The following is a 24,497-nucleotide window of genomic DNA, read 5'->3' on the forward strand; positions in this document are numbered from 1 at the left end:
AAAAATAGTTTTGGGCAAACTAGGAATTCCATCTATGCGTGCGTGAAGCACTGCTAAGCGTCCAAGAATACGTGGGGAGAATCATGGGCCAAGTCGCAACCGATCTTTATTCCGGCTGTGGTGGGATGCCGGCCGGACCCGCGGCGGTGGTTCGCTCCTCATCGGCTCCATGGGACGACGCCATACATGCCCTTGCTGCGGCGTTTCAAGCGCTAGGCGAATTGGCTCATGATAAAGGTCGGGAAAGCGCTGAAGTCCGACATCAGCTTGTGAAGCTCAGCGTTATTGCTTCCCGCAAGTATTCCCGTACGGACAAGTACCGAGTCCAGTCCAGCCGTTTCTGCCCCCAGGATGTCGTGCTCGATGCTGTCGCCGACACAAAGGATGCGACGGTGGTCCTGATTTCCAACGAGGCGGAGGGCATGGTCGTAGATTTCTCGATAGGGCTTGCCGAGCCAGACGACGGTTCCCCCGATCTCTTCGTATAGTCTGGCTATGCTTCCCGCGCCGGGCGCTATGGATCCATTGTGAAGCTTGTAGCTGTCCGGGTTAGTGCAGTAGCAAGGCAGTCCTCGTTCGGCAGCCGGGCGCAGCATTTCGCGGTAATCGTCCATCGGAATACGTTCAGCTTCACTACCAGAGATGATGACGACGTCGGCGTCGCGCGCCGAACCTGCCGTGAACAGCAACCTGTCGGCAAGATTGCTATCGCCGCCGCTTGAAATGGTGAGACATTTGGAATTCGCAGACAGCGCGGATCCAGGGCGGGACAAGATGTCGAAGGCAACGTCTCCCGACGTGAGAAAATAATCGAAGCTTTCCGGCGCAAACCCGATCTTGACCAGTCTGTCGGCGTTAAAGCTGCCGCTGCGACCGGAGTTGGACAGAATGACAACGATTTTGCCTGCGGCCTTGAGATGGGAAAGAACTTCGATTGCGCCCTCGTAGGGACCGCCGTCGTCTCTGAGGACACCAAATTGATCTACGAAAAAGACGTCGTATTCGCTGATCAGGTCACTGAGGTCTGCCTGCCGAGGTCTATGCATCTTGATTGTCCAGATTGTCGAGTACGAGGGAAGCGGCTCCTACGGCTGCCTCCACCGATCTTGCTGGCAGCGTCTCTACTCCCATGGCTTCCGCCCTCATCTCAGACCAGGCCGAGTTCCTGGCACCTCCGCCAACGGTTCTAAGACTTTTCAGCGCAGGGCCACCAAGTTCCTGGAGGAGCTGATAGCCTCGCCGCTCAATGTCCGTCATTCCCTCGAGGATTGCCTGGAAGAACTTCCCCTCGTCGGCGGGCGCGGGGGCAAGACGCGGCTGGAAGCTCGGATCGCTGACAGGAAAGCGTTCGCCCGGCGTTAAGAGCGGATAGAAATCCAAGCCCAGGGGTCGCCTTGGATCCACCCGTGCCGTCAGCTCCTCCAGACGATCGTCACCGATGAGGGCCTTGAGAACGTTGCCTCCGCTATTGGACGCTCCCCCAGCTAGCCAGAATTTACCAACCCGATGCGAATACACGCCGAACTGCGGGGAGCTAATCGGTTCGCTGGAAGCCAGCTTCAATACAATTGTTGACCCGAGTGCGGTAACCGCGTCACCGATGTCAGATGCCCCGGTCGCCAGAAAAGAAGCACAACCGTCCGTCGTGCCAGCATGGAAAAACGACGATCCGGGAACTCCCCTGTCTTTGAGATATCCATCCATTTTGGCGATCGGTTTTCCCGCCCGGAAAACCTCTGGAAGCTTGGCGCGATCCATCCCCGCGGTTTCGATCCAGTCGGGCCAATCTTGCAACAGCAGATCATAGCCGGATTTCAGCGCGTTGTTCTCGTCGCTCACGCGTCCAGGACATCCGAGCATCATCAAGATCCAGTCGGCTTGGTGAAGAACCCCGTCGACGCCAACCTCTCTCGCGAGAAAAATTGCTCGGGCAAGGCCGGAATTGGCGCCGACGGCGGCGCTGCCCTGTGGAGCATGTTTCGAAATCCGTTTGACAATATCGGCGTCGGGGCAGGGGTCGTTGTACATCAGGACACCGCCCGTCGGTGCCTGGTACTTGTCTATGGCGAGAACCGTACCCGAGGTGCCGTCCACCGCAACCCCACGTACGCTTGCCAGATCCACCTGATCTTTGAGGGCCTCGACAGCTTCGCGTACGCGCGCCCACCAGGCCACAGGGTTCCGACGTTCTTCAACGCAACCGAAGGGAGCGGCCGCGAACCCGACTGGGTTGCCCAAACGATCAATGGCGGCTGCCCGAGCTCCCGAAGTGCCGATATCGATCCCCAACGCTATGGCGGGCGCCGCGCTCACGCCGGCTGCCCGGCGCTCTTGCGGTCGAGGGCTTGGCGATAAATCTCCGCTTCCCAATGCGTTAGCTCATATTCGTCGTCCGGTGTGAGATAGGCAATTCTCTCTCCGGCGATGATACGCCCGACGACCTCAGCCAGGCAGCGCGCCATGACCTCCCCGCCCGCCGTCAAGGAGTTAGACAGGAGAACGCCTTTGCCGCGTACGATCAACACCTTGGGTGCTTCACGCCCCTCCGTCCGCCGGAGGGCTTCCAGGTCGGCCGCAGTCTGTCCGTCCTCCAGTGTGCCGATCTCCGTGCCGAGAAAGATGACGTGGTCCGGATACATGGAGCCGCCCAGCGCAAAATCCTGGTTAACGGTCTGGAGTGCCGGAGCATGGCTGCAGGGATCCTCGGCGGGGTGATAACCGGAACCTGAGGACGCCAGCAACAGCGCCGCGACGTCTTGCTCACCAGTCGCGCGTGGGGTCACGAAGAGTGCCTCGGTTACCCGGTCGATCCGCTCGGCAACCTCTTCGACGGTGTCACCGCACACAACGATGCCGTGGTTGTGAAGGATCAGAACGTCAGGTTTGCTCTCGGCTGCTTTGTCGATCTCGCGCGCAAGCGGGGTCCCAGGACGACGATATGGGATCGAAACCCATTTCAGATCGGGGACCCTGGCCATCCGATCAGCCAACACTGCTTCGCGATTTTCGAGAACAGCCAGCGAGATCGTATTGACGCAGTGGTAGTGGGCAACCACCGGACTTTGCAGGGCTGCGTGGAAGCTTGTCTCGATCGATGGGCGCAGGCGACTGGTGTTAAGCGCCTCTACGACGAAATCGGTCGACGTTTCGGCCCTTCCGTCACGGTCGCGCAGCGCCTTTACAAGGGGCTCGACAAACACCGGAACCATGATGTCCTGCGTGGCTGCATTGGCCAACCACGTTCCCGACGCTTTGACCCACATCACGCCGTCGCTTTTAATCGACGTGTTTCCGCCAGCCCCTTGCGTTTTGAGGATATCGTTTCCGATCTGGGCTGAAAGCCTCAAAAAGTTCGCGAACGCCTCGGTTGTGCGCAGGTCCGGCGGTGTCATGTCATTCTCCTCCTGTGCCGCCCGGCTATGCTGAGCGGCTTCACCGGGCAATCTATTAGTGTGATTAAAGATCGTCAACATTGAAGATTTATCATCTTAGATGTTGCGACACAAAGCGTCATGTGACTATAGTTCACCAATCGCGCTAGGGAGAAGCGCCAGTGGAGGCCTTGTTTGAACGACTCTGATCGCCATCGGATGATCACCGACCTGCTGCGCGAAACGCCGTTTGCGTCTGTCCGCGACTTGCAGGAGCGCCTCGGCGTATCTCCGGCGACGATACGGCGCGACATCGACAAGCTGCACGAGGTGGGCAAGGCCCGGAAGGTGTATGGTGGGATCTCGGCGACAGACGCCGCGGCCTCCGCGCGGTTGTCTGCAAGACCGTACAATGAAAACCGTGATATTGCTGTCGAGGCCAAGCGGGCCATTGCGGAAAAAGCCGCGTCTCTGGTGCGCGACGGTGACTCCATCATCGTTCACGCCGGGTCGACCTGTTATCAACTCGGCATGCAGCTTGCCCGACGCAATGTACGTCTCTACACCAACTCGATGCCGCTCGCCGCATACCTCGGCGAACACGGGACATGCCACCTGACACTCGCCGGAGGCGAGCTTTACCGCGAGCCAGGTATTGTCCACGACCCGTCGGCAGGTTCTCCGGATTTCTTTGCTTCCCGCTTCTTCGTTGGAACCCAGGGGATCAGCAGCGACGGTCTTCTCGAAAGCCATCCCTTGTTGACCAAGGCGATTGGTGAACTCAGCAGCTGCGCAGACGAGATTGTCCTTCTCGCCGATAGTCGCAAGCTCTCGATCCGGCCACGCAATGTCGTCCTTCCTCTGTCGCGCATCGGAACGATCGTAATCGACGACGGTTTGTCCGACGCGGGCGCAAAGATGCTCGAGGACGCCGGGGTTGCCATTCTGATCGCCGTTGCGGGAGAACAAGAATGACCGGTCGCTCAGCAATCGCCGTCTTCGACCTTGGCAAGACGAATTCAAAACTCTTCGTTATTTCCTCTGACGGAATAGTCATCGGGGAGCGACGCACCAAACCCGAGTGGGTAAATGCGGCAGATGTCCGGGTCCTCGATGACAGAGCGCTGTTTGACTGGATGGAACTGTCCTTGGCGCAAGCCGTCGAGGATCACGGTGTTGGTCGTGTCGTGTTCTCGGGTCACGGATGTACGTTCGCGCTTGTCGGCGCTGACGAACTCGTTCACCCTATCCTGGACTACGAGCAGGAACCTCCGCGTGCCGTCGCTGGTCGCATCGATATCCTCGTTCCTGATTTTAGAGAAACGTTTTCCCCGCAGTTGCCGCTCGGCTTCAACTACGGGCGGCATATTCTGTGGCTTGCGGATCGTGATCCCGAGCTTCTCTCCAGGTCTGACGCCATTCTAGCCTACCCGCAGTTCTGGTCCTGGAAATTCTCCGGCCGCAAGGTGTCCGAGGTCTCTTATCTCGGATGCCATTCTCATCTTTGGGCTCCATTGGAAAACGACTTCAGCAGTCTTGTTGATGGACAGAGCTGGCGGTCGAAGATGCCCCGGTTTGTCCGGGCGGGCCAAGAACTCGGGTCCTTCAAAGTTGTGCTGTCCAGCGGCGACGCCGCCGACGTCGTCGTCCACAATGGAGTGCACGACAGCAATTCGGCTCTCTATTTCTATCGGTCCATCGGTTTTACCAACTTCACTCTAGTGTCGACGGGAACCTGGGTTATCATCTTCAATACGTCGTGCCCCTTGGAAACGCTGGACGAAAAGCGGGATATGCTCGCAAACGTGACCGTCGATTACCAGCCGGTGGCGACGATCCGCTTTATGGGTGGCCGCGAATATGACGTCGCGAGTGGCGGGTGGGAGAAGCCAGTCAGCCGACAGGCCATCGTATCAGTCATAGCCAGGGGCGTCTTCGCTTTGCCCGCGTTCGCCGCCGGTGGGCCAATGCAGGGCAGTGAAGGGCGTTTCGTCGGCCCGCCTGTTGATGGCGAAGAGCGGGCAGCAGCGGCGCTCCTCTACGTCGCTCTGATGACAGACCTTTCCCTCGATCTCATCCGCTCGACCAATCCGATCGTAATCGACGGAGGCCTTGTGAAAACGGGGCTCTTTGCCGGGCTCCTTGCGCGACTGCGGTTGGAGCAACCCGTATTTACGAGTGCCAACGCCGAGGGAAGCGCATTTGGGGCGGCGGCGTTGGTCTTTGACCAACTCGGCTCCAATCCGTTTGTAGACGAGACCGTCAAGGCGGCGGCAATCGATCTGTTCGGCCTAGAGGCTTATCGGGATGCTTGGCGCGGCCTGATCGAAATTGATCGCCGTCATGAAGGCGGTGACGACAGGAAGGAGCTTCTGGTATGAGCAACGCAGCTCAGCTTCCCAAGGCGGGAACGCCCGTGCTTGAAATGCGCAACATCAGCAAGACTTTCGGAAGCACCAGAGCCCTGTCGAACGTTTCCTTGACGGTTCATCCAGGCGAAGTCCACGCACTGATGGGCGAAAATGGCGCTGGAAAGTCGACGCTAATGAAGGTTCTTTCCGGGGCCTATACCGCCGACGCGGGCGGATCGATCCTTATCGATGGCAACCACATCGTTACAGGCGACCCGATCAAGGCAAAGGCGAACGGCATTTCGGTCATCTACCAGGAGCTATCGCTGGCGCCCAACCTGACGGTTGCGCAGAACATGTTTCTTGGTGCGGAGCCATCCCGATACGGCGTTCTGGACAAGGCAACGACCCGCGAACGAGCAGAGCCGATACTCAGGCGGCTAGGGATCGAATTTGGTCCGTCGCAGCTCGTCGCTTCACTATCGCTTGGCGAACGTCAGATGGTCGAGATCGCCCGAGCGCTTACCACCAACGCACGCATCATCGTCATGGACGAGCCGACCACCTCTTTGACCTCGCGGGAAACCGATCGCCTGTTTGAGGTGATCGCAGGTCTCAAGGCGCAGGGGATCGCGATTATCTACATCAGCCACCGCATGGAAGAGATCTACCAACTTGCCGACCGTGTCAGCGTGCTCAGGGATAGCGCCTATGTCGGTACCTTGGAGCGTTCCGAACTTTCAGCGGCCAAGCTGGTATCAATGATGGTCGGCCGAGATCTTTCCTCCTTCTACAAGAAAGAACATCGCTCCTCCGAGGGAGCCGGGAAAACCGTTCTCTCCGTCCGCAACCTCGGCGATGGGCGACGGGTGCATGATTGCTCGTTCGAGGCTCGCGCAGGCGAAGTCCTCGGCATCGCGGGGCTGGTCGGCTCCGGCCGCACGGAATTGGCGCGACTTGTCTTTGGCGCGGACACCAAGACATCTGGTTCTGTCACGCTGGATGGAAGCGAACTCTCTGTCTCCGGACCCTGGGACGCTCTCGATGCCGGAATTGCGTACCTGACGGAAGACCGTAAAGGTCTTGGATTGTTCCTCGATATGACGATTAGCGAAAACATCAACATCGGTGTCATCGGGAAGGACGCTGCCGGTGGCGGTATCCTCAATTTTGCTGCAGCGAAAACGCGGGTGGAAAAAGCGATTTCCGCGCTTTCGATCCGCACGCAGAGTGCATCAATCAACGTTGGAGCGCTGTCGGGTGGTAATCAGCAGAAGGCTCTCATCGCGCGCCTCCTGGAGACCAAGCCTCGCGCAATCATACTCGATGAGCCAACGCGCGGCGTCGATGTGGGGGCAAAATCCGAGATCTACCGGATCATTGATGAGCTTGCCCAGACGGGTATTGCCATTGTCGTCATATCCAGTGACCTGCCTGAGATTATCGGTATCGCCGACCGCGTTCTGGTGATGCGGGAAGGCCGCATCGTGGGAGAAGTAACGGGATCGCCGGATCGTCCGATTGGCCAGGAAGCCATCATGGCATTTTCGACCGGGTCATCCGAACAACATGCCTGACGGCGAACGACACAAGCGAGACGGGATAAGGATCATGACCGCGACAACGACCGATCAGCCGAATGCCAACAAGGCGAGGCTCCGCTCCACACTTACGGCCTTGGGCATGTTGCCTGTGCTCGTCATTCTCGCGATCGGATTCCATCTCCTGAGCGGGCGCTTTCTCAGCGTCAACAACCTGTCGATCGTGACGCAACAGGCTTCGATTAACACGGTGCTTGCCGCAGGCATGACGTTCGTCATTCTCACGGGCGGCATAGACCTTTCCGTCGGCTCGATCCTGGCGGCGTCGGCAATGGTTGGGGTGATTGTTTCGCTGTGGCCGGATATCGGCATGCTCGGTATCCCTGCCGCGATTGGCGTCGGCCTCGCCTGCGGCGTCGTCAATGGCGTCATTATTTCTTTTCTCAAGCTGCCGCCGTTCATCGTTACCCTCGGCTCGCTCACGGCGATGCGCGGGATCGCGCGTCTCCTCGGCAACGATACCACGGTCTTCAACGCCGATCTTCCGTTTGACTTCATTGGGAACGGTTCGATCCTTGGTATTCCATGGCTTGCGATTATTGCTCTTGCGACGATCGTTATCTCTTGGTTCATCCTCAAGAGAACGGTGCTGGGCACATGGATCTACGCCGTGGGCGGCAATGTGGAAGCCGCTCGCCTGACCGGGATCAAAGTGCCGTTGGTTCTGCTGTTCGTCTATTCGATGTCCGGCCTGCTTTCAGGCGTCGGTGGCGTGATGTCTGCGGCTCGGCTGTACGCGGCAAACGGTCTTCAGCTTGGCCAGGCATACGAACTTGATGCTATCGCCGCTGTCATCCTCGGCGGCACGAGCTTTGTCGGAGGCGTGGGTTCTATCTGGGGAACGCTCATTGGCGCGCTGATCATCGCGGTCTTGTCCAACGGCCTCATACTCGTCGGCGTGTCGGACATCTGGCAGTACATCATTAAAGGCCTCGTCATCATCATTGCCGTCGGTCTCGACCGTTATCGGCTCAAAGGACTTAGCCGCACCTAAGCGCGGCTTTGGGAAGCCCGGCATCGCCGGAAAACAAGGCGCTGGGAGCGTCGCAAAACGGAGGAAGAGCATGAACATCGTATCGAAACTTCTCGTGGGTACCGCCATGGCGGCAACCCTTGCTATGCCCGCGGCCGCTAAAGATCTCCAGAAGATCGGCATCTCCGTTGGCTTGCTTGGAAACCCGTTCTTTGTGGCGACCATCAAGGGCATCGAGGACCGCGCAAAAGAAATTAATCCGAATGTTCAGGTCACGTCGGTGTCCGCTGACTACGATCTCAACAAGCAAGTCTCGCAGATGGACAGTTTTGTCGCCGCTGGCGTCGACATCATCATGCTCAACGCCGTCGACGCAAAGGCGATTGCCCCTGCCGTGAAGAAGGCGCAGGCAGCTGGCGTCATCGTCGCTGCGTTCGACGTTTCCGCCCCCGGGGCCGACGTCACCGTCATGACCAACAATATCAAGGCTGGGGAAGAAGCCTGCCAATACATCGTCGATCAGATTAAGGGCAAGGGTAATGTTGTAATCATCAACGGACCTGCGTCGTCTTCGATTATCGACCGCGTTCAGGGTTGCAAAAACGTACTGGGCAAGAGCCCGGACATCAAGATTCTCTCCGACGATCAGAATGCACAGGGTTCCCGTGACGGTGGCCTCGCCGTCATGCAAGGCCTGCTGACGCGTTTCGACAAGATAGACGCCGTATTTGCGATCAACGATCCGACGGCTATTGGTGCCGAGCTGGCTGCGAAGCAGCTGAACCGCAATGAGTTCTTCTTCACGGCAGTGGATGGCGCTCCGGATATCGAGAAGTCGTTGGCCAGCGGCAAGTCGATGATAAAGGCGTCCGCCTCACAGGATCCGTATACGATGGCGGGCGACTCCCTCAAGATGGCTGTCGATGTCTTCAATGGAAAAAAGCCCGCTCAAGACACCGTTCTCCTGGATCCGCAGCTGATCACTGCTGACAACATCAAGGACTACAAGGGCTGGACTGCAGCTCGTTAAGGTCTCCTCCCGGAGGATCCGCCGATGCTCGTTTGCTCGGCGGATCACTTCTCAATGCCCCAATCAGGAATCTGCTGCCATGTCTAAAATCGGCGTTCACTCGTTTGTCTGGAGTGCTGGCTCTTCCAAGGACGAGCTCGAACGGACCCTCGTCCGCTCGCAAGATCTGGGCTTCAACCTCGTGGAGTTCTCCTATCTGGATCCGCAGCAAGTCGACGTCAATTGGCTTTCTTCGCGCTTAAGGGAGCTCGGTCTTGAAGTCGCCGTTAGCATGGGTTTGCCCCCCGAAGGCGATATCACCAGCGACGACAGGTCGATCAACGCCAACGGCGAAGCGATCCTTGACCGTGCTGTTGCGCTCGTCAGAGACCTTGGAGGATCAAAGCTCGCTGGAATTCTGAGTTCCGCTCACGGCAAACAGGAACGGCCGCTCACCAGGAGGGCATGGGATACAAGTGTTGGTACGCTTTCAAAGGTTGCGGCCCGTGCCAAAGCCGCTGGCGTCTCCCTCAACCTGGAGATCGTCAATCGGTTCGAAAGCAACATGCTAAATACCGCGGCCCAAGGCATGGCCTATATCGCCGACACTGGGGCGTCCAATGTGTATCTTCACCTCGACACCTTTCACATGAATATCGAAGAGGCCGACGTCGGCTTGGCAATCCGAAACGCTGCGGACAAGATCGGGTACGTTCACATCGGTGAAAGCCACCGTGGATATCTAGGAACGGGCAATATTGATTTCACCACCATCTTTGACGCTCTCGTCGCGATCGGGTGGAACGACTATGTGACATTTGAATCGTTCTCCACAACGATTGTCGACAAAGACCTGTCGCTGAAAACAGCGATCTGGAGAAACCTCTGGAATGACAACGTCGCGCTTGCCAAACATGCGCGTCAGTTCATCGAGCTCGGTTTGGAAACGGCCCGACTCAAAGCGGAACTTGTGAAGGACGCGCATTTGCCATTGGTCTGAGGCGATACATCCAGGGACGAGCGGAGAGAAAGCGGCCGAGATTACTAGGGCGCTGTCGCATCGAAGGGTTCTTACTGTACTTTCTATCTTATTTAAGCGGACGCCCATTCGTCGGAAAATCGTGTCCTGCCGCCATAGCCGCTCGGGCCGTCTATCGACGTGCTTTCACTCTTGAACCGCCTGGGCGGAACGGGCTTGGGACGGCTGGATGGCATCACGCTGCCGCTCCAGCGTCAGTGCCTCTTTCTGCATATGTATGTCCGAAAGGACCGACGCGGCAGGCAAGGTCTTCGCGAGAACAGGGTTCCGCGCGAAGAGCTGGACATTGGTGTCACGCCAGTAGCAAAGTGGCGGACCTGAATGGCTCGACGAACTTGATCCCTACCCGACGCTCCGAGCTCTTCGAATGCGCGTTGCATGTCCATAGTGGCATCGCCGCCTGAAAGCGGTCCGCAGATGTGCGGTAATCGTCCCTCGAGCAAGATGCGCTCGAACTCTTCGGCGACAACAGCGTTGGATGTCAGCCGTCGTCGCGCTTAGTCCCGAAAGCGGACAAAGACGTCACTTTAGAGCGCCGAGTGCGCTGCTTGCTTCACCTCAGAGCTGCGAACCAATAGGGAGAATCGCATAAAATCCCGCCACGAATTGATCCCAGGGCGAACCCGTTGGCTCATGATAATAGGTCCGCTGCGTCCCGTCCGGCGCGGTCTCCGTCCACGAAATCCGCTTGTCCTTGTTCAGCCTTACGGCAAAGGTTTCTTCTCTTAAAACGCCTCTTAGGGCATTCGACGTCTTCCTGGTAAATTCAGGCGAGTCGATCAGAATGCCCATCTCCGTATTGATATTCACCGACCGCGGGTCCCAGTTGAACGAGCCAACGAACAGGTAACGATCGTCGATGGTAAACGCCTTGGCATGCAGACCCGATCGCGATTCACCCCAATTGACGCCGCGCCGCGCTTCTTGATCTGCGTCAGGCCGAAGTTCGTAGAGGTGGACGCCACCTTCCAGAAGAGCCCGCCGGTCCTTTGCATAATGCGCGTAGACGGGTTTCACGTCGTTCGATGCCAGCGAATTGGTTACAACCAACACTTCGACGCCCCGCGCCTCAAGTTCCCGCAACCACTCTGTGCCGCGTTTGCCTGGCACGAAATAGGCTGAGATGATCTCAACCTTTGATGTCGCACCGGCGAAATACTTTGACAGTTGAGAGGCAAGAATCTCTCCTTCGGTGTCTTCACCAGCAGCTTTTGAAGGGGGGTCCGAGTACATTTTGGCGGGAACCCACGCGAGCTTCAGCGTCGATGGCGTTAGATTCTGCTTCGCAGCCGCACGCACCACGCTGGCATATGCCGTCTCCCGGGCATCTCCGATGATCTCGTAAAGGCGATCGCGGGCTTCGTCGAGACTGAACCCCTCTGGTTCGCCAACGACGGCGCGCGCGGGCACCGCAAACTTGCTGTTCCAGTACTCATCAAAGTTTGTAGAGACTTCGTCGACAACGGGTCCAGCGACCAGCACATCGAGATCCGAATAGTTCAATTCCCTCTTGGCCAGGAAATACTCGTCGCCGATATTGCGGCCACCGACGATCGACATGGCATTATCGGCGGTCATCGACTTGTTGTGCATCCGGCGGTTGATCCGCTTGAAGTCGGTGAGGCCGGCCGCGACAAGGCTCTGGTCTCGCCAGAACGGGTTAAAGAGCCGGATTTCGATGTTTTTATGCGAGTCCAGAGCCGCAGTCACGGCGTCATAGCTCTTAGTATCCATGTCATCGAGCAATAGCCGCACCCGCACACCCCGATCCGCGGCCTGCAGCAAGCTCCACGCAAAGATTTTTCCGGTAGGATCATTATGCAGAAGGTAATACTGCGCATCGATCGTCTGTTCGGCGGCCGCTGCAAGCGCCAAGCGCGCCGCCAGCGCTTCTTCTCCGTTGCCGATCAGCATGACCCCGGAGCGACCGTCCCTAGGATCACCAAGTCTTTGGACAGCTTGTGTCAGCCGCGTGTTTGTCGGCTGCGCGGGCGAATATGACGGTGTTTGCTTGAATGTTCGCACGGTTTGCGAACAGGCGGCGAGAAAAAACAAAGAAAGCCCTGCGGCCAAGATAAATGGTTTCATACTACGCCCCATCCAGAATGCTCCACGCCCCGTCCCTTCGCGGCTCGCAAAGCTAGACTTGGGTCTGTCGCGCAATTTGCCGCTAGTACAGGCATGCTCTCACGTATTGAGATTGAGCACCATTCCCGGAGTGACATCGTCCACCAAACCTCATTGTCGCTCCGGGCGGCCGCCAAGGAGCCGCTTTCGCTTCGCGCTATCAGCGGTCATCCTGATCGATCTCTCCACTGATAGCCGTGGCGGCGTTGACGCCTCGTAGTCAGGCACATAGCTCAGGATGACGCGGTCCAGCGCAAGAAGCGGCGGCCTGATTGGACGTCTTCCAGGTTTGACTGCCGGTTGGACGACCAAACGTCCTCTGCGATGTTTCCGAAATTGTTTGCGAGGTATGAAGGACGGCGGCGGGGCGAGATACATTTTCCCCGTGACATCGGCAAGCGGCAGCGTATCCATCAACCTCGAGGCCGCCTATTTTCTCGGCGTCGAAATCGGCGTCGGCGTAATGCGCTTCGCGCTGCTGGACCTTGCGTCCGACACGGTGTCATCAGGCGAGAAGATCGTTGTCCGCAATCTTTCGCCACAGGGTGCCGCTGGCATCATCGCTGACCATCTGGCGGGACTGGAACACAATGCCCGTTTGACGGCGAGGTTCACAGTGTCGGTGTGACTCAGGGCTGTTCACGCCCTCGTGGTTTCCTAATCTGCCATAAAAAGCTGAGACGACGGCGCCTCGCTGACATCGGGGAGGTCCCCAAATTCGCGCTTCTTGCGGGTACCGGCGTCACGGACGATTTCGGCGATCGGACCGAATTGCGACACCAAGGGATTGGTTTTGCGCCAGATCATGCCGATCGTACGGAAGGGGCGGGGCTCCAACAAGCGGAATACGCTGACATCCGCTGAGCGCGTCTCAGTACGCACTGCCATCTGCGGCAGCAGCGTGACGCCGATGCCAGCACCGACCATCTGCACCAGCGTGGTGAGTGAGCTTCCCTCCATGAGTTCGCGAGGGGGCGCGGCGGCGATGTTGCAGAAAGAGAGCGCTTGCTCGCGGAAACAATGCCCCTCCTCTAGCAGGAGTAGGCGCATCTCGTGCAACATTTCCGAACTCGGCACGGGCTTTCCCGCGTCCTCGAGCGGCCGTACCAGAACAAACTCCTCATCGAAGAGGGGAATCTCCTCCAGCGTCGGCTCGGACACGGGAAGGGCGACGATCGCGGCATCGAGTCTCGCCTCCTGCAAGTCCTCGATCAGCCGCTGGGTCACCGCCTCGCGCGGCCGGGGGTCGAGCCCGGGATAGCGCTGCGTCAGCGTCTTGATGACATCGGGCAGCAGATAGGGAGCAATCGTCGGAATAACGCCGATGCGAAGCCGGCCCGCAAGCGATACCTGTGTAGCGCGCGCCAGTTCTGCGAGATCATCGACCGAGCGCAGAATGGCACGCACGCGTTCGGCAAACTCCTCACCGAGGCTGGTCAAGCGGATCTTCCTGCTGCCTCGTTCCACGAGCGGCGCACCGATCAGTTCTTCGAGCTCGCGGATTTGCACGGACAGCGCCGGCTGGGAAATCGCACAGGATTCCGCGGCCCGCCCGAAATGCCCTAAACGCGCCAGAGCTTCGAAATAGCGCAGATGCTTCATGGATAGACCAATCATAATCTGAAGCTATCAGGCCCTTTAGAATATACAATTGGAATTTATCGGCAGGCTTGCTTATTGGCTATCATGGGATTTGAACCTGACGGGTGGTTCACCCAACCCGCGCAGAAACACTTGGCTCGCAACGTCAACCCGAGTTTGAAATTTAGGGAGAGTTAACGTGGACACAAAGACTACATCAGCCGGGAAATGTCCGGTCATGCACGGCGGCAACACGGCCCTCGGCAAATCTGTCACGCAATGGTGGCCGAACGCGCTGAACCTGGACATCCTTCACCAGCATGACACAAAGACCAATCCGCTCGGCAAGGATTTCAACTATCGCGAGGAGCTGAAGAAGCTCGACGTAGAGGCTCTGAAGGCCGACCTGCGGGCGCTTATGACAGAAAGCCAGGAGTGGTGGCCGGCCGACTGGGGCAGCTATGTCGGCATGATGGCCCGCGTCACCTGGCACGCGGCCGGCTCGTATCGCGCGGCTGACGGCCGTGGCGGCGCCAATACCGGCAACCAGCGTTTTGCGCCGCTGAATGCGTGGCCGGACAACGTCAACACCGACAAGGGCCGCCGCCTCCTATGGCCGATCAAGAAGAAGTATGGCAACCGGATCTCCTGGGCCGACCTGATCGCGCTTGCCGGTACGATTGCCTATGACGTTGCGGGACTGAAGACCTTTGGTTTTGGCTTCGGCCGCGAAGATGTCTGGCATCCGGAAAAGGATGTCTATTGGGGTGATGAGCAGGAATGGCTTGCCCCCAGCGACGGCCGCTACGGTGATGTTGCGCAGCCCGCCACGCTCTCGAACCCGCTTGCTGCTGTCCAAATGGGACTGATCTACGTCAATCCCGAAGGCGTCAACGGCAAATCCGATCCGCTCGCCACCGCCGCGCAAATGCGCGAAACCTTTGCCCGCATGGGCATGGACGACGAGGAGACCGTCGCGCTCACTGCTGGCGGCCACACCATCGGCAAGTCCCATGGCAACGGCAATCCGGCCGACCTTAGCGCCGATCCTGAAGCGGCAGGCCCGGAATTCCAGGGCCTCGGGTGGATGAACACCAAGGGGCGCGGCATCGGTCGGAATACCGTCGTATCCGGCCTTGAAGGCGCCTGGACGACTGAGCCGACCAAGTGGGACAATGGGTTCTTCGAAATGCTGTTCAAGCACGAATGGCATCTGGTGAAGAGCCCGGCTGGCGCAACCCAGTGGGAGCCGATCTCGATCGCTGAAGCGGACAAGCCGGTCGACGTGGAAGACCCGACCATACGCCTTAATCCGATGATGACGGACGCCGACATGGCGCTCAAGGTGGACCCGATCTACCGCGAGATCTCGCTGCGCTTCCGCAACGACTTTGCTGCGTTGTCGGATGCCTTCGCACGCGCCTGGTTCAAGCTGACCCACCGCGACATGGGCCCGAGGGCTCGCTATATCGGTCCGGATGTCCCGGCAGAGGACCTGATCTGGCAGGACCCGATCCCGAAAGGCAGCACGACCTATGACGTTTCGGCCGTCAAGGCGAAAATCGCCGCCGCAGGCCTTTCCGTCTCCGACCTCGTCAGCACTGCATGGGACAGCGCCCGCACCTTCCGTGGTTCAGACAATCGCGGCGGGGCCAACGGCGCGCGCATCCGCTTGGCGCCGCAGAAGGATTGGGCCGGCAACGAACCTGAGCGTCTCGCCCGAGTTCTCGCCGTACTCGAACCGATTGCCGCCGAAACCGGTGCCTCGGTTGCGGACGTCATAGTCCTGGCTGGCAACTATGGTGTCGAACAGGCCGCTAAGGCTGCCGGCTTCGACCTCCAGGTGCCGTTTGCCGCTGGCCGCGGCGATGCCACTGCCGAGCACACCGACGCCGACAGCTTCGCGCCGCTCGAACCACTCGCCGACGGTTTCCGCAACTGGCAGAAGGCGGATTACCTGGTCAGTGCCGAGGAGTTGCTCCTCGACCGCGCGCAGCTTCTGGGCTTGACCGCGCCAGAAATGACAGCCCTCGTCGGTGGCCTGCGTGTCATCGGTACCAACCACGCGGGCACCGGACATGGGGTATTCACGTCCAACGTTGGAGCCCTCACTACGGACTTTTTCGTCACTCTCACCGACATGGCCTATTCCTGGGTCCCGACCGGCAGGAACCTTTACGAGATCCGCGATAGAAAGAACGGCGCTGTCCGCTTCACTGCAACCCGCGCCGACCTTGTCTTCGGTTCCAACTCCGTGCTGCGCGCATATGCGGAAGTCTACGCCCAGGACGACAGCAAGGAGAAGTTCGTGAAAGACTTCGTCGCCGCCTGGACGAAGGTGATGAACGCCGACCGCTTCGACCTGGCCGCCTAACGGCGAACGGTTCACAACAGGCACGCAAAGGACGCTCCCGTGTGACCGAGCACACGGGAGTTTTTGTTTGCGTGGGAAATGCGAGGTGGCCGAGGGAAGTTGCATCCGCAGAACTCCCCTCTCGGGGTATGTTGTTGCGCTATCCCCGAGGCAGGCCGCCGCTACTTAACTTTGTTGGAACCGCTCTCACGCCGCGCGTCCGACTTCGCAGTGCCCTTGTCTTTTTCCGGCAATATCCTGTGAGCTGGATCTTTTCCCGCGCGCTCACGTGCATGCGCCTCGGGCCCGGCAACGATCACACCGTTCTGGTCCTCATCGACATGCTCCTTCCCCCGGCGATTTGTAACGTCTTTGGTCATTGTTCCAATCTCCTCTCGCGGCTCATAGGACATTAATGACCGGAAGCGGGCCTGGTTCCATCGAAAGCGCTGGCACCAGAACGAGGACGCCTCAGCATGTTTTGGTTGATGTGGTTTTCAATCAGTCGCGGTGGGGTGGCTTCCACACGATTTCCCGCTCTCGGCATCCAACACCTGAACAGCGCTAATGCTTCGCCTTTAATCTCCGAAAGGGTCGGCGGGCGCTTGTAATTGACGGTAGTACTCTTCATCCCACCGTCTCTATGCCCAATTCACTGACGCCGCGTATGACAACGCCGAATGCGTTAGCGCTCGCATTCGTAATTTTATTAATGCTGTTTCAATAAACCATAACTATCCTCCGAGCCAATTGGACTGGCCATGATGAGCCTGCGAACGAGCAAACTCTCGGCGGCCAGCAATATGCTTTTTGGGGAAGCATCTACGCTTGCGGTTCCAACACATCGGCGGTCTAGCTGCAAGCCAGCAGCTAGAGGCCAGCAACGCAAGTGGGGCAACTATGACTCTATCTATCCGCAATATTCTGGTTGGGATATTCCTGCTTCTGAGTGCAGTTATCTGCGTGCTCACCGCATCATCCGCCATGGACGCTTACAACGAACACCGGATTTTCAGCGACGTATCAAAGCTTACCGCTCTCGACCGCGCACTTTTCCAGACTCTTGCGACCTTTCGCAACGAACGTGGCGACGGTTCCTCCGCTGCCAAAATGGAAATAGACGCCCTCGCCGGGACGCTGGCTTCGCTGAAAAAGGATCGCGGGTTGGTGGACATCGCCATGGCCGAGGCAAAGGCGATCTATGCCGGCATCGATGACGACGCGATCAAGGCGCCGATTGCTGATGTCATGAACACGTTCGACCAAGTGCTGGCGTTTCGGTCAAAGCTTGATAATCAGTTGACCAAAAAGCTGGAAGACCGCGATCCTGGCCTGCAGGACAACACCCTCAACCTCGGACAGCAACTACTGACGGCGCTGGAAAACGGTTCGACAGCCACCGAAGCCCGAATTCGCGAGAGCGATCCTTCGATGACGGCAATGATCCAGATCCGCTCGCTGGCATGGTCAACGCGGGCGCTTGCCGGGGCATCAAACCTGCAGGTCAACATCACGCTCGGCGCAGGCGCGACGATGACGGCTGCAGAGTTCAGCAAGATCCAGCTCAACGATTACACCGTGAACTTCGCCTGGAAACAGGCCGGCATCCTCGTGAACCATCGGGACACGCTTCAGATCGTAAAGGAGGCCTACCAGGCAGCTGAGACCGGCTATTTCGGGGGTGATTTTGCTCCCAAGCGCGCAGCACTTCTCGAAACGTTCGCTGCCGGCAAAAAGGCGCCGATGTCCCTCGACGTTTGGCGGCCGATGGGTAATGACGCCCTTCTCTTTATCACCAAGACGGCCGCCGCTGCCGCCGACGGTATGGTCGCTGCCGCCGCTGCTAGCGAGTTCCAGGCCACAGCCGACTTCATTATCTATGCACTCACCTTCCTCGTCGCTGCTATCGTCAGTGTCGTCGGCATCTGCGTCATCATCTTCCGCGTCACCAAGCCGATCGGCGTCATCACTCATTCGATGGCAGCCTTGGCGCAGGGCGACCTGAAGATCGCGGTCGCGGGTGTGGATCGCCGCGACGAAATCGGAGAAATGGCCCGCTCGGTCGAGGTTTTCCAGCAGGCCGCCATCCGCAACAAAGCGCTCGAGGAGCAAACGGCCGAGGCACGGGTCTCCTCGGAACGCGAACGTATTGAGGTGCAGCGCCGCGCCGAAGCCGAAGCCGAAGAACGCTTGACGCAGGCGACCGGCGCGCTCGCCGCGGGCCTGCGCCGTCTCGCAGCAGGTGACCTTGTCTGTGAAATCGACACCGCTCTCGCGCCGCAGTTCGAGGCGCTCCGCCATGACTTCAACGTATCGGTCAGCCAGCTCCGCGATGCCATGAGTGGCGTCGACCAGGCTGCGTCAATGGTCAGCAGCGGCAGCTACGAGATCTCGCAGGCGTCCGACAACCTCTCCAAGCGCACCGAGCAGCAAGCCGCTTCGCTTGAGGAAACCGCCGCCGCGCTCGAGGAAGTTACCGCCAACGTCCGGTCAACCTCTCAGCGCGCGGGGGATGCACGCGATCTGGTGCGCGGTGCCCGGTCTCGCGCCGAGAACTCAAGCCAGGTCGTCAACAATGCGGTCAGCGCCATGGGCAAGATCGAGCACTCATCCAGGCAGATCAGCCAGATCATAGGCGTCATCGACGAGATCGCCTTCCAGACCAACCTGCTCGCGTTGAATGCCGGGGTCGAAGCAGCCCGCGCCGGTGAAGCCGGCAAAGGATTTGCCGTCGTAGCCCAGGAAGTGCGCGAGCTGGCGCAGCGCTCGGCCAATGCCGCTAAAGAAATCAAGAGCCTGATCGGCAATTCGGAAGTCGCCGTCAGCGAAGGCGTCCGCCTCGTCAACGACACCGGCGAAGGCCTTTCTGCCATTGCCGAACTTGTGCAGCAGATCAACCAGCACATGGACGCTATCGCCACGGCTGCTCAGGAACAGTCCATGGGACTTTCGGAGATCAATAGCGCTGTCAACCATATGGACCAGGCGACACAGCAGAACGCTGCGATGGTCGAACAGATGAACGCCGCCGGCGCAGGTCTTGCGCAGGAAAGCAGCCGCTTGGGCGAACTGCTCGGCAGCTTCCAGACCGGCAATGGCAGCGGATCGGCCGCCAGTAACCGTGCTCCAACCCGGACCTCGGCCCCTGTCCAGGTCAGAGCGTCAGCGCCTGTCTCGCGTCCAACCCCGGCGGCACGGGGCAATGCGGCGCTCAACACGCTGCAGCAAAAATGGTCGGAATGCTGATCCCAGCCAGTGAAGCCATCACCCGGGCAGCAATGCCTGGGTGATTCACTTCAGGACCTCTGATATTTTTCGGCGATGTCACGTTATCTGCAGCTTAACGGTTGAGGGATATTTCGGCTGAGATGAATTCGCCGACTATCAGTTACAAGAACCACCGCTTTCCGCCGCAGATCATTGCCGTGCGCTCCGGCTGTATTTCCGCTTCCCCTTGAGCCTGCGGCTGGGCGAGGAAATGCTGTTGGAGCGCGGCATTGTCGTGTCTGACGAAACGAGCGAGATCGGCCACGATAGCGCTTTGGTGTGTTCTATCCGTATAAGCCGAGCTGGACGGGTCCTCGCAGACAAAACGGGCGCTCAACCGAATAGGGGAGCGCCCGTCTGTTGCAAGCGACGGCAAAAACCAAATGATCGGCAGGCCGTCGGCGTGTGGCGGTGATGTATCTTTCGATTATGAGTCCAACAATCACTGTTTTTGCATCGCAGCTATGCGCGATGGGAAGTTCAAAAATTGCGGTGATGCTTCCCCGCCGGAGATAAGCGGTTGACGCCGACACTCCCTGGCGTGCCCGACTACGGCGCCACCTCGACAGCGGTCCATACTGTCATGTGGAATCCTGGTGATCAGCGCCCGCTGTCCGCAATGTTGTGTTGCGATAGCGCAACCTTAGAACTCTCGCTTTTTGACACTTCTTATATTTGTGTTGGCGGCCTGCGGGCGGCTAAATCGTCTCGACGCAAGGTCCATAATATGGTCGTCAGCCAGATCAGCAATCTGCAGAGCGACTTCCTCCTCGCGCCATCCTGCCGCAACTGCGCTGCGGAGCAAATTGCTCAACGCCTCGTTGAACACTTTCCTGCAGTGTGCGGCCCGTCTAATATCATCGGCACTGTATGTAGGGGAGCGTATATCAGTCATCACTTAACCATGGCAGACGGTTCGCCACATTTCAACCATCTTTGGGGTACGGGCTGCACCAAAAACAGTCCCATCGTGATCACGTCCGCGTGAGGCAGCAATAGTCGGTTATCCTACCTACAGTAGCGGGTTCACCTTGCAGGTCATCCGGGTCTCCCATCCGCCTGATTTTCTGTTCTCTATATGTTCCGAATGTGTATTATGCTCCGCGTAGACAGGTGAGGCATGAACAAAAATTTGGCACTGCACAGAGATCAAAGGCTTTTAGCGATCGCGAAGCTGGGAAAACTAAATGGTGATCATCCGCTGCGCGAAAAATACCGAGAGTGGATCCGACAGTTGGATGAGCGCATCGGCAGAGGCGAGGTCGTGTATGGTGTAGAAGAGTTTGCGGAGGTTATTTCCAGCAAAACCGTGGCAATGGACCCAGAGCTTTCTTCGATAACGGGCGATGGTGATACCAGAAGAGGTGTTGATAGGTCGACTACCAGGCCTGCGAGGCCAGGACTGGCTTCGGCACAGACCAAGAAGGTTCGCGTGGGCCATAAGCCTAAGAAGACTCTTTGCGAACTCGACCTGCGACAAACCAAGATAGCGGAAAAGGCGCTGATTGCTCAAAACCAGCTGCTCCGGAGGATGCTGGAGCGATTTGAGTAGCCAGTTGCGGGAAGGCTGGTTCATCCCGTTAAAAGAGATGAACCCCGCTGCTCAGGCGGCCGCTGCAGCCTTACTGCCCGATTGCCTACTTGTTGAGCGTATCCTTGAGTGCCTTGGCGGGCGCAAAAGCAAGCTTCTTTGCAGCAGCGACTTTGATAACTGCGCCGGTGCCCGGATTGCGCGCTTCCCTCTCCGGCGTTTCTTTCACCTTGAATTTCCCAAAGCCTGGAATCGAACTTTCAGCACCAGAGGTAGCGGCCGACGTAATCGATGAAAACACAGTTTCGACGATGGCCTTGCCCTGCGCCTTGGTGAGTCCGTGTTCGGTGGCGATCTTGTCGGCGATTTCGTTTGTCGTGGTCATGGTTCCATCCCTATTATTCATGAATAACCAAACTCTTATCCTGCCTTTCCCTCCTGTCACTCGGGGCCCGGCTCCCTCCCTGCCTTTTCCACAGTTTCCTTAGATTTCACTGCGGATTGCCCACTTTGCCACAGTACTCGACGAGAGGTTTGCACTCTGGCGCTTGAGCAACACCTGCGTGGAAACCCACAAGCACCAGAAGTCATTTGCCCCCGCCGATCCGACCAAGGTCAACGCGGATGCCAGCCCTTTCCGGTTCGACCGAGCCGGTCTCAACTGCTGCGGCTTCAGCGTCAGGCCCGGAAAACTGACCGTTGCGACGGTCGCTGTTCTGCCCACCCGGATCCAGAGCCCGGAACACTTCCACGCCCTCGAACGCTCCGGTTTTCCATGCAGAGATCGCGTCCTCGAAAATCTGAGAAAAGCTGTCGTTGCTGGTTGGGTTCCCGTACCATTCGGTAGCGATATGCAGGATCTTTGCAAACATCCTCGTACCTTGTTTTAGGTTTTCGCACGCATCGACCAGAGACGGCGTTAGTTCGGACACGTCCTTGATGCCGGCAGGTAACTGGGTGATGCCAACGCGAACCACAGCGTGCCCGACATTCTGCCGTATCGTTTCCATCGCCTCTTCGGGCGTTTTCGCTTGCGGGATGAGGATCAATCGGTCCCCGGATTTGACGCTGACCGCGAGCGGATCGGTCGATCCGGCTGTTTCGATGAAGCGCGCGACCATCGCAGGGGCCAAGGAAGGATCGGCACATTTTTCAATAAGCGCTGCATCAAGCATGGATGATATCCAGTCAAGTGTTGAACGAAAGGACAAGGGGTTTGTCGAACAGGCGCGACCAGGAAAGCATGCTCGCGCGCTGGATTTCGACAATGGAAGTGCCCGCGGTCCACCAGCCATTTCCGACCGCGACAATGACGTCGGGATCGTGAAGCATGGACTGGAGCACCGGCCAGAGGATGAGCTGCTCATAGCAGATCAAGGGCGCGGCTCTCACACCGCCGAGATCGACGACAGGGTTTGCAAAGAAATGCGCTCTCGCGCCGCCTTCTTGTCCCGTCCAAGCCCTCCAAGGTTGCCACATGGATCCGGGGACGGGCATGCGCTCGCGGTAGAGAATGGCGCCGCCGGCCGGAGATATTCGAACCAGCACATTGTCGTAGCCGTGTTGATCGAGGGTCGCGGCACCGGCAATGACAGTGATCCCCGTCTGGGCAAGCTTCGCCTGCCACAACCGACTGACGGTCGGTGTCCAGAAGCCGATCGCACTTTCCGGTAGAAGGACAGTGGTTTGTGGTGGATGTAACTGAACCAGAGACAAGAGTGCCAGCTGACGCTCAAGAGTGGCATCGCGTCCCAGTGAAGCGCCCAATTGCAGGTCGACACCTTGCCACGACGCAGGCAGTTCCGGCACGGCCCAATGTGCGGCGGACCAGAGCCAGAAGGCTGTTATGGCAATGGCTCCAATGAACCAATGTCGCGTCGTCATGACACACAGGCAGGCTGCCATCGCGACAAGTCCAAACCATCTCCAGCCTGGAAACAGGACGCCTGATGCAGTAAGCGGGTGCGCCCATCCCGTGATACCGAACGGCGGCAAGGCCATCACTATACATACCGCAAGATAGCAAACCGGCCTTCTCCATCCTTCGGCCTTGGTCCATAGCGCCCCGTGCACGATAACGAATGCGGAGGAGGCGATCAGCCACAGCGCCAAACCAGGCCATATATCCGCTGAATAGAAGTTGGCGAGGCCTCGCGGCAGGCCACGCGATGCGGTGAGGAAGTAAGCGGCAGAAACACAAGCTGCTTGCCAGCGCGTCCTGTTAAGCGACCAGATGGCTGGAAAGAAAGTCGCCGCGGGAAGCAGCAAGGCATTCCCGCTCCAACCCGTCCAGCCAACCGCGACTGAAGCCGCGACGAGCGACGCCGTGCGAATGTAGTCAGGGTGCATAGGTCCAGACCTCCCGTGCCAGTCCAAGAATGTTTTTAACGGGCAGTGGTCCAAAATATCTCGAGTCAAAAGAGCCCGGAAAATCGGAATGCAGATAGACTGTGCCTGGCAGCACCACGCCACCTCGATAGGGCTTGATGATCCGGCCCCTGGCGTCCCTTGGCATCAGCTTCGAGCGGGCAAGCTTTCTACCATCGATACGAACGTCCTCGCCGATGTCGATGATCTGACCTGACGTGGCCGCCACGGTTTTGATCAATGGCGCGATGCCGCCGGCGCAGAGGCCATAGCGAAGATAGCCACGAGTGCGCGCCTCGCGCATGGTCTCGGTAACGGGCGGACAGATGAAGATCAGATCGCCGCCACGAAGGGAGCGATCCAGCGGGAGGATTCGCCAAAGGCCAATTGGCTCGCTCGGGGTGAGGTTCACCCGAAAGCCGGACGTTCCCAGAACGCTCATCGCAGCGACCGCGACGAGCGCTGGGACGCCGATCCAGGTGAGCGATGCACTTCGCTTGTCCAGCAGTTTCGTGCCTTTTAGAACCCTCATCGCAGAGTTGTCCTTTGGGCTTTTGTCTGGCGAACCGCATCGGATGGTTTAAGCGCGCTTGCGGTCCGCTCATGTGCCGACAGCCGCTGCACGGTCAGCATCGTGTTCCAGGCTTGCTGAACTTCATATTTCTGGATTGCGTTCATGCCATCGGTGACCCTGTGGAACGCTTCACCGTTTGCTTCTTTCGCCGCAAGCGACAGAAAGCTCCGTTCTCCAAAGCGCTCGGATACCGCCTTGGCAAAGCCTTCGAGCTCGGCTTTTACCATTTTGTCCGCCCGCGCATATTCCAGCACTGCCGGATCATCGTGGCGATCGATTGCGTCGCGCACGCGTTCGAGCACATCTCTCGCAACGGCAGACAGGGCAGGGATCTCCAACGCAGCGCGCTTTCG

At 58.6% G+C, this 24,497-nt stretch carries 21 protein-coding genes and 2 pseudogenes; 12 read left to right on the plus strand and 11 right to left on the minus strand.

What is annotated here, in order from left to right; genetic code table 11:
- Positions 1-212: 212 nt before the first annotated feature.
- Genes ASC97_RS10370 through ASC97_RS10380 form a run of 3 tightly spaced genes read right to left on the minus strand, consistent with a single transcriptional unit; the run spans position 213 to position 3,392 of the window.
- Positions 213-1,046 (minus strand): TIGR01459 family HAD-type hydrolase, encoded by an 834-nt coding sequence (locus ASC97_RS10370; protein ID WP_057468273.1) that lies wholly within the window; start codon positions 1,044-1,046, stop codon positions 213-215.
- Entirely contained in the window at positions 1,039-2,289 is a 1,251-nt protein-coding gene (locus ASC97_RS10375; protein WP_244481440.1) for an FGGY-family carbohydrate kinase, read from the minus strand. Before ASC97_RS10375 ends, ASC97_RS10370 begins: the two co-directional genes overlap by 8 nt.
- Before the next feature lie 20 nt (positions 2,290-2,309).
- On the minus strand, positions 2,310-3,392 hold the full coding sequence (locus tag ASC97_RS10380) for a class II aldolase/adducin family protein (RefSeq protein ID WP_057468275.1): 1,083 nt from the start codon (positions 3,390-3,392) through the stop codon (positions 2,310-2,312).
- Between the two features lie 174 nt (positions 3,393-3,566).
- Between ASC97_RS10380 and ASC97_RS10385 the strand changes: the two genes are divergently transcribed.
- The 6 genes from ASC97_RS10385 (at position 3,567) to ASC97_RS10410 (ending at position 10,305) form a co-directional block, all read left to right on the plus strand.
- Complete coding sequence (locus ASC97_RS10385) at positions 3,567-4,346, plus strand: DeoR/GlpR family DNA-binding transcription regulator (RefSeq protein WP_057468276.1); 780 nt, start codon at positions 3,567-3,569, stop codon at positions 4,344-4,346.
- Positions 4,343-5,752, plus strand: coding sequence for a hypothetical protein (locus ASC97_RS10390; protein ID WP_057468277.1), 1,410 nt, complete (start codon positions 4,343-4,345; stop codon positions 5,750-5,752). The genes ASC97_RS10385 and ASC97_RS10390 overlap by 4 nt, the downstream gene beginning before the upstream one ends.
- Positions 5,749-7,299 carry a sugar ABC transporter ATP-binding protein gene (locus ASC97_RS10395; protein ID WP_057468278.1) on the plus strand — a complete coding sequence of 517 codons (1,551 nt, stop codon included), beginning with the start codon at positions 5,749-5,751 and terminating at the stop codon, positions 7,297-7,299. The genes ASC97_RS10390 and ASC97_RS10395 overlap by 4 nt, the downstream gene beginning before the upstream one ends.
- Positions 7,300-7,333: 34 nt before the next feature.
- Positions 7,334-8,317 (plus strand): ABC transporter permease subunit, encoded by a 984-nt coding sequence (locus tag ASC97_RS10400; RefSeq protein ID WP_057468279.1) that lies wholly within the window; start codon positions 7,334-7,336, stop codon positions 8,315-8,317.
- A 70-nt stretch (positions 8,318-8,387) separates the two neighbouring features.
- Positions 8,388-9,326: an ABC transporter substrate-binding protein gene (locus ASC97_RS10405; protein WP_057468280.1), complete on the plus strand. Its 939-nt coding sequence runs from the start codon at positions 8,388-8,390 to the stop codon at positions 9,324-9,326.
- A gap of 79 nt (positions 9,327-9,405) precedes the next feature.
- On the plus strand, positions 9,406-10,305 hold the full coding sequence (locus ASC97_RS10410) for a sugar phosphate isomerase/epimerase family protein (RefSeq protein ID WP_057468281.1): 900 nt from the start codon (positions 9,406-9,408) through the stop codon (positions 10,303-10,305).
- Between the two features lie 597 nt (positions 10,306-10,902).
- Here ASC97_RS10410 and ASC97_RS10415 read toward each other — a convergent pair.
- Positions 10,903-12,432 carry a phospholipase D family protein gene (locus tag ASC97_RS10415; RefSeq protein ID WP_057468282.1) on the minus strand — a complete coding sequence of 510 codons (1,530 nt, stop codon included), beginning with the start codon at positions 12,430-12,432 and terminating at the stop codon, positions 10,903-10,905.
- A gap of 424 nt (positions 12,433-12,856) precedes the next feature.
- Between ASC97_RS10415 and ASC97_RS10420 the strand changes: the two genes are divergently transcribed.
- Positions 12,857-13,099, plus strand: coding sequence for a hypothetical protein (locus ASC97_RS10420; protein ID WP_156390347.1), 243 nt, complete (start codon positions 12,857-12,859; stop codon positions 13,097-13,099).
- Positions 13,100-13,128: 29 nt separating this feature from the next.
- Here ASC97_RS10420 and ASC97_RS10425 read toward each other — a convergent pair whose 3' ends face one another.
- The gene (locus tag ASC97_RS10425; RefSeq protein ID WP_057468284.1) at positions 13,129-14,088 is read right to left on the minus strand and encodes a hydrogen peroxide-inducible genes activator; all 960 of its coding nucleotides are present in this window, start codon (positions 14,086-14,088) and stop codon (positions 13,129-13,131) included.
- A 163-nt stretch (positions 14,089-14,251) separates the two neighbouring features.
- On the opposite strand from ASC97_RS10425, the gene katG reads away from it, so the two are divergent.
- Positions 14,252-16,426: a catalase/peroxidase HPI gene (gene katG, locus ASC97_RS10430; protein ID WP_057468285.1), complete on the plus strand. Its 2,175-nt coding sequence runs from the start codon at positions 14,252-14,254 to the stop codon at positions 16,424-16,426.
- A gap of 161 nt (positions 16,427-16,587) precedes the next feature.
- On the opposite strand, the gene ASC97_RS10435 is transcribed toward katG, so the two are convergent.
- The gene (locus ASC97_RS10435; RefSeq protein ID WP_057468286.1) at positions 16,588-16,785 is read right to left on the minus strand and encodes a hypothetical protein; all 198 of its coding nucleotides are present in this window, start codon (positions 16,783-16,785) and stop codon (positions 16,588-16,590) included.
- A gap of 520 nt (positions 16,786-17,305) precedes the next feature.
- On the opposite strand from ASC97_RS10435, the gene ASC97_RS10440 reads away from it, so the two are divergent.
- The 4 genes and pseudogenes from ASC97_RS10440 to ASC97_RS10450 all read left to right on the plus strand — a co-directional run bounded on the left by ASC97_RS10440 (position 17,306) and on the right by ASC97_RS10450 (position 21,224).
- On the plus strand, positions 17,306-19,651 hold the full coding sequence (locus tag ASC97_RS10440; RefSeq protein ID WP_057468287.1) for a methyl-accepting chemotaxis protein: 2,346 nt from the start codon (positions 17,306-17,308) through the stop codon (positions 19,649-19,651).
- A gap of 122 nt (positions 19,652-19,773) precedes the next feature.
- Positions 19,774-19,922, plus strand: a pseudogene (locus ASC97_RS35230) (IS6 family transposase); the annotation flags it as partial.
- Between the two features lie 270 nt (positions 19,923-20,192).
- Entirely contained in the window at positions 20,193-20,660 is a 468-nt protein-coding gene (locus ASC97_RS33920; protein ID WP_156390348.1) for a hypothetical protein, read from the plus strand.
- Between the two features lie 132 nt (positions 20,661-20,792).
- Entirely contained in the window at positions 20,793-21,224 is a 432-nt protein-coding gene (locus ASC97_RS10450) for a hypothetical protein (RefSeq protein ID WP_057468288.1), read from the plus strand.
- Positions 21,225-21,309: 85 nt separating this feature from the next.
- Here ASC97_RS10450 and ASC97_RS10455 read toward each other — a convergent pair whose 3' ends face one another.
- The 5 genes and pseudogenes from ASC97_RS10455 to ASC97_RS34435 form a co-directional block, all read right to left on the minus strand.
- The gene (locus ASC97_RS10455; protein WP_057468289.1) at positions 21,310-21,588 is read right to left on the minus strand and encodes an HU family DNA-binding protein; all 279 of its coding nucleotides are present in this window, start codon (positions 21,586-21,588) and stop codon (positions 21,310-21,312) included.
- A 202-nt stretch (positions 21,589-21,790) separates the two neighbouring features.
- Positions 21,791-22,378: a TraH family protein gene (locus ASC97_RS10460; protein WP_057468290.1), complete on the minus strand. Its 588-nt coding sequence runs from the start codon at positions 22,376-22,378 to the stop codon at positions 21,791-21,793.
- 13 nt (positions 22,379-22,391) lie between these two features.
- Positions 22,392-23,552, minus strand: coding sequence for a conjugal transfer protein TraB (locus ASC97_RS10465; RefSeq protein ID WP_057468291.1), 1,161 nt, complete (start codon positions 23,550-23,552; stop codon positions 22,392-22,394).
- Complete coding sequence (traF, locus tag ASC97_RS10470) at positions 23,542-24,102, minus strand: conjugative transfer signal peptidase TraF (RefSeq protein WP_057468292.1); 561 nt, start codon at positions 24,100-24,102, stop codon at positions 23,542-23,544. Before traF ends, ASC97_RS10465 begins: the two co-directional genes overlap by 11 nt.
- A pseudogene (locus ASC97_RS34435) lies at positions 24,099-24,497 on the minus strand (Ti-type conjugative transfer relaxase TraA); the annotation flags it as partial. The pseudogene ASC97_RS34435 and the gene traF, both read right to left, overlap by 4 nt.

The sequence above is a fragment of the Rhizobium sp. Root1203 genome, from assembly GCF_001424945.1.
In the GTDB taxonomy this organism is placed as follows: domain Bacteria; phylum Pseudomonadota; class Alphaproteobacteria; order Rhizobiales; family Rhizobiaceae; genus Rhizobium.